Here is a 14,451-nt window from a genome sequence, read left to right as displayed (position 1 = left end):
TGTAAGTCGGGTGCTGGATGCCAAAGTATTATTTCTCACGATTCGAACACCGTAAGCCGCCTGAACCTCTGCGTACGCCGCCCTGGATGATGCGACTGTGGCAGGTGCTTGCCGTTGCGGGCCTGATCCTGGGTGCCAATTATATTCGCTGGCGCTGGATGGAATCGCTGAATATGGACGCCCTGTGGTATGCGGTGCCGCTGGCGTTGGCAGAAACTCTCGCCTGGATCGGCACCCTGCTGTTCACCATCAACATCTGGCAGGTGAAAGACCCGAAATGCCCTCCGCCGCCGGAGGATATTAATCAGTGCCTGGTCCCGCAGGATCGGGGTGAATCGCGTCCGCCTAAGGTCGATCTGTTTATCGCTACTTACTCTGAGGACGTGGAGCTGGTGCGGCTCTCGATCCAGGACGCGCTGAAAATGCGCTATCCGTCAGAAATTATTTACCGTATTCACGTGCTTGATGACGGTCGTCGCCCGGAGATGCGCGCGGTGTGCGAAGAGGAAGGGGTCAACTACATCACCCGCGACAATAATATCGGCTATAAGGCGGGCAATATCCGCAACGGCATGGAACATACCGACGGCGACTTTCTGGTTATCTGCGATGCCGATACGCGGGTGTTCCCTACCCTGCTCACCCATACGCTGGGCTATTTCCGCGACCCGGACGTCGCCTGGGTGCAGACCCCGCAGTGGTTTTTCGATCTCCCCGAAGGCGAGCGGCTTCACGCCTGGCTGAAGCGCAAAGTGGGCCTGCCGGGCTATCTGTTCGGGCGCGTAACCGAGGGTATTTTTGGCCGTCTGACCATCGGCAGCGACCCGTTCTTCAACGACCCGCGGATGTTTTACGATGTCATTCTGCGCCGCCGTAACTGGGCCAACGCGGCCTTCTGCTGCGGCGCGGCAAGCGTGCACCGCCGGGAGGCGGTAATGCAGGCGGCGCTGCGCGGCTACGTCTTTACGGTGGAAGAGGAGATCGCCCGCTACACCGGCACTATCCGCGATGAGGATACCCGCGCCGCGCTGAGCCGCGCCATGCTTCCTCACGTCATCAGCGATACCGAACTGACGCCTTACAAATTCCACGTCTCGGAGGATATTTACACCTCCATCGTGCTGCACGGCGACAGCGAGCGGCGCTGGCGCTCGGTGATGCACCCCACTATCGAATCGAAAATGCTCTCGCCGCAGGATCTGCTGACCTGGATGATCCAGCGCTTCAAATACGCCGCAGGCTCGCTGGACATTCTGTTTCACGACAAAGTCTTCAGCCGCCGTCGTTTCCGCCTCAGCCCCGGCCAGACCCTGATGTACGCTACCACCTTCTGGTCCTATCTGGCCTGCGTCTGGAATGCGGTATTCCTCATCTCGCCGTTAATTTACCTGTTCACCGGCATCCCACCGGTGTCGGCCTACTCCGAGCCGTTTTATCTGCACTTCCTGCCGTTTTTCATCATCAGCGAACTGGCATTTATGTTCGGCACCTGGGGGATTTCAGCCTGGGACGGGCGCGCCTCTTACCTCTCGTTCTTCTCGGTCAACCTGCGCGCGCTCAATACCGTGCTGCGCGGCGAGAAAATCAAATTTGATGTTACCCCGAAGGAGCGCCAGACCGGGCGCTTCCTGTACCTGGTGAAGCCGCAGATCGCCATTGTAGTGCTGACCCTGTTGGGACTGATCTGGGGGGGAATTCAGGTGGCACGCGGTCAGGTGGATGACCCGTCCGGCTACGTGATCAATATTTTCTGGGGCGGGGTAAACATCGCCGCCATGTTACCGATGATCATGGCCGCGATGTGGACGCCGCCTGAAACGCAGGAGGCGGAAAACGCATGAGTATCCGGCATGGGATCCGCAGCGCACGCAGCTACCTGACTATTCTTATCGGCTTTATGGTTGGCTTTGCCATTGTGCTGTGGGTGGAACAGCAGATGCCAAAGCGGATTGAAACCGCCGAGGGGATAGTGCTGAGCAAAGATTTCCCGGCCCTGCCCGCTACACGCGCCCTGACGCTGGACGAAGCGCTGTGGGCACGGGTGGCGTGGCAGTATTTTGTCAACAATACCCAGCCCAATGGCCTGGTGAACGCCGAGGCGTCGCAACCCTGGTTCAGCCTGTGGAGTACCGGCAGCTATCTGCTGGCCAGCATCTCGGCGTATCAGCTGCATATCATTTCCCGCAGTGAGTTGGACGACCGCATCCTCAGCGCGCTGGAGACACTAGGCACCCTGCCGCTGCTGGAGAACGGCCATCCCGCCACGTATTACCACGCCGAAACCCTGACACCGCTGACGCGCAGTAGTGACAATTCTGGTTCGGCTATCGACATGGGGCGGCTGATGATACCGCTGCAAATCCTGCTCTGGCGCTACCCGGAGCATGCGCTGGCGGTGCAGCAGTTACTGAGCAAATGGCATCTTGACGACCTGATTGCCGCAAGCGGGCCGCAAAATACCAACCTGCCGGTCACCCGCTGGGTAATGCGCGCAGACGAAAGCCGCAGCAGCTATGGCTACCGGCTTTATGCCAGCAGCATGTTACGCACCATCAATACCGCATCAGGCCTCGCGGTGACTCAGCCGCCGGACGGCCTGAAGATGATAGAGATCGACAGCATCATGGTGCCAGACGAGGGGCTGCGCACGCCCTGGGGCAAACAGCCGTCGCTGGTCACCCTGCCATATGTGCTCACCGGTCTGGAGCAGGGCTTTGACGCGCGCAGCGGCGAGATCGCCTGGCGCATCATGCAGATCCTGCAAAAACGCAGCCAGTACGAAGACCAGAGCGTCACCATTAACACCGACTATGCCGAGCAGGCACCGGACTACACCGCCAGCCAGCCGGACAGCCCGCCGCTGACCCGCACCGCGACGGAAAACGCGGTAGCACCCGATACCAATCCGGCCGCCAGAGCGCTGTTGTCCACCCGTGGCGCGTTTGGCTGGTATGCCCTGTTCCGTAACAACTGGAGCAACGCCATGCGCCAGCACATGCTGCCGATGCTGGAGCCGGGCCAGGGCTGGAAGTCTGGCTACAACATCGATGGCAGCGTGAACCCGAAAATCGAAGCGGATACCAATGCCGTCATTCTCGAAAGCCTGAACTACATCACCAGCGGACAGCTGCTCTGCCTCGGCTGCCTGTCAAGAGCGGGCGCGGCAGACACCGATAATGCACAAGAAGGAGTGACACCAGAATGAGATGCCTACCGCGACACTTAGGGCTGACAATCGCCCTGCTGATCTCGCTGCTGTTCACCCTTTCCGGCGCGCAGGCAGCCACCACGCTGCCGGCGTCAGACTACCCGGTGCGCCAGGGCGAGCTGAGCGAGCGTGAAATGGCGATGGCGAAGAACGCCTGGCAATATTTTGTCGCCAATACCCAGCCCACCACCGGGCTGGTGAACGCGGTAAACAAATATCCCTCTACCACCATGTGGGACAGCGCCTCCTATCTGGCTGCTATGACAGCCGCCCGCGAACTGGGAATAATCGATAAGGCCGAGTTTGACCGCCGCATGCTGCAGATTATGGCGACGCTGAACAAGCTCTCGCTGTTCCAGAATCAGGTGCCCAACAAGGCCTACAACACCATCACCGGGCAGAAGGTGAACTACCTGAACAAACCCGGTGAGATCGGTTTTTCCGCCATCGATATTGGTCGCATGATGGTGTGGCTGAAGATCATTAAGGAGCGTTACCCGGAATACAGCAACAGCATTGATAACGTGGTGCTGGGCTGGGATTTCACCCACGTGGTAGACGACTGCGGCACCCTCACCGGGGCCTACGTGGACGGACAGAAAAACGTGCAGTACGTGCAGGAAGGTCGTCTGGGCTATGAAGAGTATGCCGCCGCGGGCTATCAGCTGTGGGGCTTTTCCACCTGCCAGGCCAGCCGCCCTGAGCCTTACGCGCTGGCAGAGATCTACTGCGTGCTGGTGCCGTTTGACTCGCGCGATCCGCGTCTGACCCAGCAGCATAACTATGTAGTAACCGAATCCTATCTGCTGCACGGCCTGGAGCTGGGCTGGGATAACGCTGACGACCGCGACGATGACGTCAAAGACTTCAGCCATCCGTGGATGAAAAACTTTGCTGACCGCGTCTATCAGGCCCAGGAGAATCGCTACACCATTACCGGCATCTTATCGGCGCGCTCCGAGCACCAGCTCGATAAAGCGCCGTACTTCGTGTACGACACCGTCTACAGCGACGGCTTTAACTGGAACACCATTACCGATAAAGGCCAGTACGTGCCCAATGTCGCCGCCGTCTCGCTCAAGGCGGCGCTCGGTATGTGGGCGCTGTGGGAGTCGCCCTACACCGACCGCCTGTTTGATGCCATTGAAAATGCCGATGAACAGGGCAAAGGCTATTACGAAGGGCTGTATGAAAACGGCGACGGCCCGATCAAGGAGTTCACCGCCAACAACAACGGCATCATGCTCGAAGCGCTGCTGTTTAAAAAACAGGGCAAGCTGCTGCAGTTCAACAGCAACGATCCGCGCAAGAAAGGCTTTGCGCCGTCGATGTGGGAGAAGCGGCTGGTGGATACCTTTGAAGAGAACAACGGTCGCCGCAACCGCCCGTTCCTGGAGCCGACGCCGGGTATAAAAAACTGGTGTGAGCAGACCGGCACCGCGTTACGCACCGCACCCGCCTGCGCTGCCTGCAAATGCACGCGCTGCGACAGCAATGCCCCTGTGAAACTGCCTCCGGTAGCCGCGACATGCTTAAAACAGTAATCCGGCTGCTGCTGGTTGCGATCCTCGCTGTTGCCGCGTGGCTGCTGCTGCGCCAGGACGGAGCGGGCTGGCGCTGGCTGGTTAACGGCGGCTGGCACACCACCGCTCGCGTCGGGGCACTCACTCCGGAGGAGCAGCGCTGGGCGCGTGTTGCCTGGCGCTACTTTGAAAATAACACCCAGCCGCACAACGGGCTGGTCAACGGTAGCGACAAGCGTCCGGTGGTCAGCGTCTGGCAACTGGGTGACACGCTGATTGCCCTCACCGCCGCCCGCCAGCTTGGTCTGGTGGACGACGTCACCTTTGACCAGCGCATTACCCGGCTGCTCGGTACCCTGAACCGCCTGATGCTCACCAGCGACAGCCTGCCAAACCTGCTCTACAACACCCAGAGCGGGGCGATGATCGACTACAGCAATAAGCCGCGCGTACTGGGCTGGTCGTCGCGGGAGATCGCGCGCCTGATGGTAGGGCTGCGGCTGGTGGCGGCCTGGCATCCGGAGTACGCCGAGTATCTGGAGCGCATTCCGCTACGCTGGAATTTTTGCCGCATCGTCGATAAACAGGGGCAGCTTTTTGCCGGCCAGATGCAGCAGAACCAGCAGATGATCACGCGCCCCGAGGGCCGGCTCGGCGACAGCGAATACAGCGCCGCCGGCTTTGGCGAGTGGGGTTTCGCTAACCAGCTGTCGCTGGCCCCTCCCGCACAACCGGTCATCATCTACAATCTCTCGCTGGACGTGGATGCCCGCGATCCGCGCACCACCTGGACGCCCTCCGCCATTACCACCCTGCCCTCGGTGCTGAGCGGCATGGAGTACGGCTGGGAATTGCCGGGTGCCAGCCGCGATACCGTGCGCACCCTGCGTCACCGCGCCAGCGATGTATATCGCGTGCAGGAGATGCGCTGGCAGCAGGATAAGGTGCTGACCGCGCGCAGCGACTTTAACCTTGCTGAAGCCCCCTGGCATGTTAACGACACCATCTTCGCCAATGGCTATGCCTGGAACACCCTCGGCGATGACGGGAAATACTATCCGCGCCTCGCCCAGGTATCGACCCGGGCGGTGTTTGGCCTGTGGGTGCTGTGGGATACGCCCTTTACCGATGCGCTGATGAAGATGACGCGGCTGCAGCAGGATCGCGAACGCGGCTGGTATGAAGGCCGGGTTGAAAGCACCGGCGACTACAACCGGGCCATCACGCTCTCTACCAACGCGATGGTGCTGGAGGCGCTGTTCTATAAAGCCAACTACGGCCCGCTACTCGGCGAGCAAACGCCACGCCGGCCGGGCTATTTTGCCCGACAAATCGCGGACCCGTTCTCGCCCGCACTGCAACGCTGTCTGCCGGACCCCGTGCCGGTCGCCGCCCGCTGACCGCGGAAAGGAGGAAAGATGCCGCAAGGTAAAATGCCACAGGAACTCGATGCGCTCCGCGCCGCGCTGCTGGTTTATGACGCCGATGAGCGGCTGGTGGCCTTTAATGCCCGGGTTGAAGAGTTTTACCCGGGGATGACGAATCGTATCAAGACCGGAATGACGCTCACTGAGCTGGCTGAAGGGTTTATCGCCAGCGCCTATATGTCGGACGACAGCCAGAATAAACAGTCGATGATGAACAGCCTGCTGGCCCGCTGCCGCCTCGATAACCACAGCGAGCTGCGCGAGATGTCCGGTCGAACTCTCTACGTCCAGCATACCCGCACCCCGGACGGCGGCATTGTCAGCCTGCATACCGATATGTCCGGGCTGGATCTCATCACCCGCTCGCGCGAGCAGCTGCACCAGGATTTTCTGCTGGCCGCTGAGTCGACGCTTATCGGCATCTGGGACTGGCACAAGCAGAGCGATCTGCTGCAGGTTAACGATGCGCTGCTGACGCTGCTCGGCTACCCGCGTGAAACCTGGCACTATGCCGGGTCGCTGTTTGATACCATTATTCACCCCGACGATCGGCTGGCGCTTCAGCAGTTGCTGGCGGATGCCAGCAATCAGCAACAGCCGGTGTTTGAGCGGGAGATCCGCCTGCTGCACCGCAACGGCAGCTACCGCTGGATGCTGCTTTCCGGTCAGGTGATCAGCCTGAGCGTGGAGGGCGAAACCCTGCGGGTGATCGGCACCCTGCAGGACATCACCAAACGTAAAGAAGCAGAGCAGGTGTCGCTTCAGGCGGTGGCCGCAGCGCGCGCGGCTAACGAAGCAAAAAGCGCGTTTCTCGCCAATATGAGCCATGAGATCCGTACCCCGATGAACGGCATTCTCGGCATGACCCAGCTGTGTCTTGAAACGCCGCTGAGCGATGAGCAGCACGAGTATATGACGCTCGTGCAGCACTCCGCCCGTTCGCTGCTGCGTATCATCAACGACATCCTCGATTACTCGAAGATCGAGGCCGGTAAGGTGGAGCTTGACGAGGAGCGTTTCGAGCTGCGGCCGTTCCTGCAGTCGATGATGCGCGCCCTGATGCCCATCGCCTCGGAAAAAGATCTCGAACTGCTGCTCAACATTGCCCCGGATGTCCCGAATGTGCTCACCACCGACAACGTGCGCCTGCGCCAGGTACTGACCAATCTGGTGAGTAACGCCCTGAAGTTCACCCACAGCGGAGAGGTGGAGCTGTCGGTCACCCGCCAGGACGAGGCAGCGCGTCTGCGCTTCCAGGTGCGCGATACCGGGATTGGTATTCCGCAGGATAAACAGTCGCTCATCTTTGAATCCTTCAGCCAGGCGGATACCTCCACCACCCGGCGCTATGGTGGCACCGGGCTTGGCCTGACCATCTCCGCCAGGCTGGTGGAGATGATGGGCGGCGAGCTTAACGTCGAGAGTGAACCAGGCCGCGGCAGCGTGTTCCACTTCAGCCTGCCGCTGCCGGAGGTGCCGGTGGTCAGCCCGTCAGTACCGCCGCCGTCGCTGGTGGGCGTGACGGTGCTGGTGGTGGATGACAACGCCACTAACCGCCGCCTGATGAGCGATATGCTGCGCAACATGGGAATGAAACCGACCACCGCCGACAGCGCGGACGCCGCGCTGGCGCTGTTAGCGCAGAATCCGCACTTTGCCCTGATCCTGCTTGATGCCCAGATGCCGGAAAAGGACGGCATGACGCTGGCGCGGGAGATCAAAGCCGATGCCCGCCTCGCCGCCAGCAAAATCGTGATGCTCAGTTCGATGAGCCGCTTTATGGATTCCGGGCAGCTAAAACGCCTGGGTATCCAGTACTTTCTCAGCAAGCCCGTGGACCAGTATGAGCTGAAAGAGGCGATGCTTGCGGCGCTGGCTACCACCACGGCCTTCCCGGCCAGCACGCCGCAGCCAGCGCCAGCGCAGGTTGCCCCCCGGTGCAGCGGCCTGCGCATTCTGCTGGCGGAAGACAACCTGGTGAATCAGAAACTGGCGAGCCATTTTCTGACCCGGCTGGGGCATGAATTCGCCCTCGCCGATAATGGCCTGCAAGCGCTGGAGCAGCTTGATAACGGTCCGTGGGATGTGATCCTGATGGATCTGCAGATGCCGGAGATGGACGGGGAGCGCGCGACGCAGATTATCCGCGAGCGCGAACAGGTAAATCCGGCCTTCGCTCACCAGCGCATTATCGCCATGACGGCCCATGCCATGAAGGGCGACAAGGAGTTTTGCCTTGCGCACGGCTTCGATGGCTATGTGGCGAAACCCGTGACCCTCGACGTGCTGAGCAATGAAATCGATCGCGTCATGGGGCTAAACCTGAGTCCTGACCCGGTCACCGCCCCGGCGGATTCGCCGGACGCCGCAACCCTGTGCCAGCGCATCGGCGTCGATCCGCCGCTATTGCAGGAGCTGCTGGCCCTGTTTGACGACCACTTTACCGACACCGTACAGGCACTGGATGCTGCGCTGCACGCAGACGATCGCCAGGCCATCGGGCGTCTCGCCCATAAGCTGCGCGGCGAAGCGGGCACCTTCGGGTTCGACGAACTGGTCAGCCTGTTACAGCGCGCCGAAACCGCCGCGAAACAGGGTGAGCCCCTGGACGCCGGGCAGCTCAGTGCGCAGCTGCTGCAGGCCAGCAATGCGGTTACCGCCCGCCTGCAAGAACTTCGGGAGAGCCTATGAAGCGTCTGATTCTGCTGGCAAGCGCCCTGCTCGCCCTGCCCGTGCTGGCTGCGCCGCCGGTCCCGGTGAGCTGGTCCCTGGCGGGCCAGTGGCGCGCCCACGACGGCAACGATCCGGCTTTCGAGGGCTGGCGCGGCACGGATGCCAACTGGCGCAAACTGCGCGTGCCGGCCAACTGGTACAGCGCCGGCTGGGACCACCAGGGTGCGCTCTGGTATCGCACCGAATTTTCGCTGCCACAGCCCGCAGCCGACACCCTGGCGACGCTGGAGTTTGACGGCGTGGATTACTTTGCTGACGTCTGGCTCAACGGTAAGCGTCAGGCGAAGCACGAGGGCTATTTCCAGCGCTTCGCCATAGACATCACTGGCGATCTCACGCGTTACAACCGCCTTGCGGTGCGGGTGGACAGCCCGTTTGAAGATCCGAAGACGATATGGCCGCTGCATAAAAAACAGGTTAAAGGCATTCTTAACCAGCACGACTCGCGGCCCGGCGGTGCCTGGTCGCCGCAGGGGCAGGACGCCAACTCAGGCGGCATCTGGGCGCCGGTGCGCCTGCGCCTGAGCCGCGCCGTGGCTATTGATAATCTGATCCTGCGTCCCGACTGGTCGCAGGGGCTGGACAAGCCCACGCTCAGCGCCGAACTGGTGTATCGCGCTCCGGCGGATGTGCAGACCACCCTGACCCTGACCGCCGCGCCGGATAACTTCACCGGGACGCGCTATCAGCAGGCCTTCCCGATGAGCCTGAAAGCGACCGGCGACACCCCGCAGCGCATCGCGGTGTCGCTGCCGATGCCCGATGCGAAGCTGTGGTGGCCTGTGGGCTATGGCTTCCCGCATCTCTATCAGGTCACCGCCACCCTGCGCGACGACGCGGGAGTACTGGACCGCCGCCGCAGCCGCACCGGCCTGCGCCAGGTAATTGAACAACCCGATAATAAAGGCTGGACCGTCAACGGTACGCGGGTGTTCATCCGCGGCACCAACTACATCGGCTCCCCCTGGCTGAGCACCATGACAGCGCGCCGTTACGCCCGGGATTTTGCGCTGGTAGAGAAGATGAATGCCAATGCGATCCGCGTGCATGGTCACGTCGCTAATCGGTCGCTCTATCAGCAGGCCGACGAGCGCGGACTGATGATCTGGCAGGACGTGCCATTACAGTGGGGCTATGACGACAGCGACGCCTTTGCTGACAACGCTGCGCGTCAGAGCCGCGAGATGGTGGCGCAGTTCGGCAACTCGCCCTCCATCGTGGTATGGGGTGGTCAGAACGAACCGCCGTTCAACTCGCCGTGGATGGAGAAGCGCTTCCCTGACTGGCATAAAGATCTCAACCGCGTACTGATGCAGCGCGTCGCCGATGCGCTGGCCGAAGACAAGACGCGCATCGTCCACGCTTACTCTGCCGTCGAAGAGCACTACTGGGCGGGCTGGTATTTCGGAACGCTGCAGAACCTGCTGGAGCCGGCGAAAACCGCCATCATCACCGAATTTGGTGCCCAGGCACTGCCGAAGCTGAGCACGCTGAAAACCATAATTCCGCGTAAAGACTGGTGGCCTGCCAGCACCGAGCCGGGCGATCCGAAATGGACGAGCTGGAAGTACCACAACTTCCAGCCGATTCAGACGTTCAAAAATGCCGGTCTCTCCCGCGGCGATTCGATGGCAAGCTTCATCCATAACACCCAGCAATATCAGGCTGACCTCGTGGCGCTGGCGGCAGAAAGCTACCGGCGTCAACGCTACCAGCCGGTAACCGCCCTGTTCCAGTTTATGTTTGTTGAGACCTGGCCGTCGATAAACTGGGGCGTGGTGGACTACCTGCGCCAGCCGAAGGCCGGCTATTACGCCCTGCAGCGCGCCTATCAGCCGCTGCTGCCCTCCATCGACCCGGTTAACGTGCAGTGGAAAGCGGACCAGCCGGGGCAAATTCACCTGTGGATCGTCAACGACCAGCCATCCGGGCTCTCCGGCGCGCGCCTGGCCTGGCGCGTGAAACAGGGCGGGAAGCTGCTGGAACAGGGCGAGCAGCCCGTCACTATCCCGGCCGATAGCGGGAATAAAATTGTTAGTCTGCCAGTGACGCCAACGGGTACGCAGCCGTTGCAGGTGGAAAGCCGTATTCTCAACGCCGGGGGAAAAACCGTGGCGGACAACCGGCTGCGCATCGACGTGCTGCCCCGGTGAACAACGGGCGCGGTCACCCCCGTCGCGCCCTTGACATCCCGGGTCAAAGCAGGCAAGAATGCTGTACAAAAAAACAGTAAAGGCACTTTTATGTTCGTCGAACTCATTTACGATAAGCGCAACGTGGCAGGGTTACCCGGCGCGCGCGAGCTTATCCTTACTGAACTCACCAAACGTATCCACCGTATTTTCCCCGACGCTGACGTGCGCGTGAAGCCGATGATGACCAATCCGGCGATAAACACCGATGCGACCAAAAATGAGAAATCGATTATCAGCCAGGCGATTCAGGAGATGTTTGAAGAAGCCGATATGTGGCTGGTAGCAGAGGAGTAACCAGGCGCGGCCCCGCGCCTGTGGCACTATTTATTACGACGTGAAGCGTTATTATCGGCGGCCTCTTCCGGCCGGGGCGCTTCACCATGCTGATTCGGATTGCCCGTCACGCCCAGATCATCTTCTTCATACGCATTGCCGTGATTCGGTGCCGCCTCCGGCAGCCCCTTATGCACCTCACCCTCTTTTTTACGCTCGTCATTAGTATCGTGGTTAAACATTGCTGCCTCCCGGGAATGTGTGTTCAGTAAGTTTAGCTGAGCGTGGACGAGTTGCGTGGCGCGCTTCGCGCAGGCTTCGCCCGCAGGCCAGTGGTCACACCTTTTCCACGCGCCACAAACATCCCCTTTTTACCTCTATACTCAGTCATTTACTGAAGGATATATTTTGTCAGAATGCACGCTTTCAGAATGATGGCGGCCACGCCACCGCTGACGTCGAGGTAACAGATGAAGTTTCCCGGAATACCTGAAAATGAAGAAGAGCGGCTGAAGTCCCTGTACATGATCGACCTGCTCGATACCAGGGATGATGAGCGCTTCGAACGCTTAACGCGGCTTGCCAAAAAAATTTTTAAGGTGCCGGTGGCGATCATCAGCCTGCTGGACCGCGACCGTCAGTGGCTGCTTGCCTGCCAGGGGCTGAACACGCGGGAAACCACGCGCGACGTCTCATTTTGCGGCCACGCCATTTTGCAGGCGGGGCCGTTTATCGTGAACGACGCCCGTCTCGATGAACGCTTCCACGATAATCCGCTGGTGACGGGCGAGCCCTTCATCCGCTTCTATGCCGGTTACCCGGTGCGCCTGCCCGATGGCGCGGTGGTCGGCACCCTGTGCCTGATCGATGCCACGCCGCGCGACTTCTCCGATGAGGATATTACCTCCCTCAAGGATCTGGCGTTTATTCTCGAAGATGAGTTTCAGGTCATCAACATGGCGATGACCGACAGCCTGACCGGTATTCCCAACCGCCGCGGCTTCTATCGCAGCGGTGATAAGCGCTTTAAAGCGCTGCGTCAGGAAGCGGCGTCATTCAGCATCATCTATTTTGATATGGATAAGTTCAAACCGATCAACGACCTGTGGGGCCATGCCGAAGGAGATGAAGTGCTGAAGGTATTCGCGCGGCAGCTGCGTGAGCATGCGGGCGTGAGAGATATCGTTGGCCGCCTCGGCGGGGACGAATTTGCGGTGATGGTGGCCAGTGCGAGCGAGGTGCAACCTTTCCTCGACAAGCTGCGCGAAGGCATAGACGCGCATAACGCTAACGCCGGTAAGCCGTATAACATCAACTATTCATGGGGCATCATGCACAGCGACTACGATCGGTTTACCTCGCTGCTGGAGATGGTCAAAGAGAGCGACAGCGTGATGTACTCTGAGAAGCGCAGGAAAAACCTGCCCTGACCGCCTGCAGCCGTGAGGCACTCCCCACGGCTGCAGGGCCGCGCTATCACACGGCGGACGCAGACGCCTCACCTTTGTCACCGAAGCGCTCGCGCATATGCGTTTCGATCTGCTCCAGCGATTTGCCACGGGTTTCCGGGAGCACCAGTGCAACAAACACCAGCGACGCCACGTTAATGCCGGCAAAGATAAAGAACGCGTTGTTACCCACCAGCGACAGCAGCGGCGGGAAGGCAAACGCCACGGCGGCATTACAGATCCACTGGAACGACACCGCCGAGCCGGTTAACACCCCGCGCAGTTTCATCGGGAACAGCTCCGCCATCAGCAGCCAGTACACCGGCGAGATGCACATCTGCATAAAGAACAGGAATACCAGGATGCACGCCAGCGCCAGCAGGCTCTGCGTCATGCTGTTCGGCATAAACACCAGCACCGCACCCAGCGCCAGCTGCATGGCGATAACGATGGTCAGACCGGTCATCAGCATCGGGCGGCGGCCAAAGTGGCTGATGGCTTTGATACCGGCGAACGTCGCCAGCACGGACACCACGCCGTTGCCGATGGTGGCCGCGATGGAAGCGCTGGTGCCGAGACCGGTACTCTTCAGGATGATCGGCGTGTAATACATAAAGGCATTAACTCCGGTAAACTGCAGCACAATCCCCATGCCGCAGCCCATCACCAGCAAGCGAACGATCCATTTCTCCTTCAGCAGCTCGCGCGCGGACGGCCCCTGGCGTGCTTCGCGGGCATTCTGGCGCATGTCCGCCATCTCTTTTTTAATGTCCCGCGGGTTCTCACGCAGCTTACGCAAAATACGCAGCGCTTCGCTGAAGCGCCCTTCCGCCACCATCCAGTGCGGCGAGGCCGGCACAAAGAAGGTGCCGACGAACAGTAACGCACCCGGCACCATCGCCAGCGCCAGCATGTAGCGCCACATCTGCGGATCGTGCAGCAGCAGGCTCATTGAGGCGCTGACGATATAGGCCAGCAGCTGGCCTGACACGATCATCAGCTCGTTACGGCTCACCAGCGGCGCCCGGCGTTTCGGCCCGGCGATTTCGGCGATAAATACCGGCACGGTTGAAGAGCCGCCGCCGACGGCGATACCGAGAATAAAGCGCATCACCACCATGATTTCGATATTGGGGGCCACGGTGGTGCCGAGCGCCCCGGCGACAAACAGCAGCGCCAGACTGCGCAGGGTGATACGGCGACCAAAGCGGTCCGAGACATAACCGCTGAGAAACGCGCCGACCGCCGACCCGAAGGTCAGCGAGGAGGTCACCAGCCCTTCAGTAAAGGGAGTCAGGTTGAGGCCGCCCTGCGAGGCTGGCAGCGTCATGTATGGAAGCGCGCCGGAGATGATCCCGGTGTCGTAGCCATAGGCCAGCGCGCCCATGGTGGCGACCAGCACCACGAAGAACAGACGTTGCTGGACAGTGAAGTTAAGCGGCCCGCTGTCGTCCTGCGTAGTCGACGGGGTCGGGGAAGGGTTTTGCATAGTGGCATCCATGTTTAACGGCAAACACAGCAGGTCGCTGTGTAAAGAAAGGTATAAGTATAGGCATGAATCCAGAAATGAGATCTAAATCACAGACATAGCAGCTTTCACCAATGGCACTAATCACTGAAGCTCGTGCCAACGCCGCCGATAAC

General features: G+C 60.5%; 10 protein-coding genes. 8 read left to right on the top strand and 2 right to left on the bottom strand.

Annotated elements, in window-relative coordinates; genetic code table 11:
• The first annotated feature begins 17 nt into the window (after positions 1-17).
• The 7 genes from KFZ77_RS07650 (at position 18) to KFZ77_RS07620 (ending at position 11,380) form a co-directional block, all read left to right on the top strand.
• Complete coding sequence (locus KFZ77_RS07650) at positions 18-1,841, top strand: glycosyltransferase family 2 protein (RefSeq protein ID WP_031519887.1); 1,824 nt, start codon at positions 18-20, stop codon at positions 1,839-1,841.
• Positions 1,838-3,205 (top strand): DUF3131 domain-containing protein, encoded by a 1,368-nt coding sequence (locus KFZ77_RS07645; RefSeq protein WP_264385890.1) that lies wholly within the window; start codon positions 1,838-1,840, stop codon positions 3,203-3,205. Before KFZ77_RS07650 ends, KFZ77_RS07645 begins: the two co-directional genes overlap by 4 nt.
• Positions 3,202-4,752, top strand: a complete 1,551-nt coding sequence (locus KFZ77_RS07640) for a DUF3131 domain-containing protein (RefSeq protein ID WP_264385889.1) — start codon at positions 3,202-3,204, stop codon at positions 4,750-4,752. The genes KFZ77_RS07645 and KFZ77_RS07640 overlap by 4 nt, the downstream gene beginning before the upstream one ends.
• Positions 4,737-6,131 (top strand): DUF3131 domain-containing protein, encoded by a 1,395-nt coding sequence (locus KFZ77_RS07635; RefSeq protein ID WP_264385888.1) that lies wholly within the window; start codon positions 4,737-4,739, stop codon positions 6,129-6,131. Before KFZ77_RS07640 ends, KFZ77_RS07635 begins: the two co-directional genes overlap by 16 nt.
• 18 nt (positions 6,132-6,149) lie before the next feature.
• Positions 6,150-8,849, top strand: a complete 2,700-nt coding sequence (locus KFZ77_RS07630) for a hybrid sensor histidine kinase/response regulator (protein ID WP_406678802.1) — start codon at positions 6,150-6,152, stop codon at positions 8,847-8,849.
• Positions 8,846-11,044, top strand: coding sequence for a glycoside hydrolase family 2 protein (locus KFZ77_RS07625; RefSeq protein ID WP_264385887.1), 2,199 nt, complete (start codon positions 8,846-8,848; stop codon positions 11,042-11,044). The genes KFZ77_RS07630 and KFZ77_RS07625 overlap by 4 nt, the downstream gene beginning before the upstream one ends.
• Positions 11,045-11,134: 90 nt before the next feature.
• A complete protein-coding gene (locus tag KFZ77_RS07620) occupies positions 11,135-11,380 on the top strand; it encodes a DinI-like family protein (RefSeq protein WP_031519898.1) in 246 nt (81 codons plus the stop codon).
• 26 nt (positions 11,381-11,406) lie between these two features.
• Here the strand turns inward: KFZ77_RS07620 and KFZ77_RS07615 are convergent, their stop codons facing one another.
• On the bottom strand, positions 11,407-11,601 hold the full coding sequence (locus KFZ77_RS07615; RefSeq protein WP_031519900.1) for a hypothetical protein: 195 nt from the start codon (positions 11,599-11,601) through the stop codon (positions 11,407-11,409).
• Between the two features lie 228 nt (positions 11,602-11,829).
• Between KFZ77_RS07615 and KFZ77_RS07610 the strand changes: the two genes are divergently transcribed.
• Positions 11,830-12,789, top strand: coding sequence for a GGDEF domain-containing protein (locus KFZ77_RS07610; RefSeq protein WP_264385886.1), 960 nt, complete (start codon positions 11,830-11,832; stop codon positions 12,787-12,789).
• A 46-nt stretch (positions 12,790-12,835) separates the two neighbouring features.
• On the opposite strand, the gene KFZ77_RS07605 is transcribed toward KFZ77_RS07610, so the two are convergent.
• Positions 12,836-14,296, bottom strand: a complete 1,461-nt coding sequence (locus tag KFZ77_RS07605) for a sugar porter family MFS transporter (protein WP_264385885.1) — start codon at positions 14,294-14,296, stop codon at positions 12,836-12,838.
• Positions 14,297-14,451 lie beyond the last annotated feature (155 nt).

This window comes from Siccibacter colletis (assembly GCF_025914095.1).
Classification (GTDB): domain Bacteria; phylum Pseudomonadota; class Gammaproteobacteria; order Enterobacterales; family Enterobacteriaceae; genus Siccibacter; species Siccibacter colletis.
This window is presented reverse-complemented; position numbering and strand designations above follow the sequence as displayed.

Excerpts from the sequence above, each read along its gene's own strand:
- KFZ77_RS07650 (WP_031519887.1), top strand. The coding sequence starts at position 18 with ATGCCAAAGTATTATTTCTCACGATTCGAACACCGTAAGCCGCCTGAA.
- KFZ77_RS07645 (WP_264385890.1), top strand. The coding sequence starts at position 1,838 with ATGAGTATCCGGCATGGGATCCGCAGCGCACGCAGCTACCTGACTATT.
- KFZ77_RS07640 (WP_264385889.1), top strand. The coding sequence starts at position 3,202 with ATGAGATGCCTACCGCGACACTTAGGGCTGACAATCGCCCTGCTGATC.
- KFZ77_RS07635 (WP_264385888.1), top strand. The coding sequence starts at position 4,737 with ATGCTTAAAACAGTAATCCGGCTGCTGCTGGTTGCGATCCTCGCTGTT.
- KFZ77_RS07630 (WP_406678802.1), top strand. The coding sequence starts at position 6,150 with ATGCCGCAAGGTAAAATGCCACAGGAACTCGATGCGCTCCGCGCCGCG.
- KFZ77_RS07625 (WP_264385887.1), top strand. The coding sequence starts at position 8,846 with ATGAAGCGTCTGATTCTGCTGGCAAGCGCCCTGCTCGCCCTGCCCGTG.
- KFZ77_RS07620 (WP_031519898.1), top strand. The coding sequence starts at position 11,135 with ATGTTCGTCGAACTCATTTACGATAAGCGCAACGTGGCAGGGTTACCC.
- KFZ77_RS07615 (WP_031519900.1), bottom strand. The coding sequence starts at position 11,601 with ATGTTTAACCACGATACTAATGACGAGCGTAAAAAAGAGGGTGAGGTG.
- KFZ77_RS07610 (WP_264385886.1), top strand. The coding sequence starts at position 11,830 with ATGAAGTTTCCCGGAATACCTGAAAATGAAGAAGAGCGGCTGAAGTCC.
- KFZ77_RS07605 (WP_264385885.1), bottom strand. The coding sequence starts at position 14,296 with ATGCAAAACCCTTCCCCGACCCCGTCGACTACGCAGGACGACAGCGGG.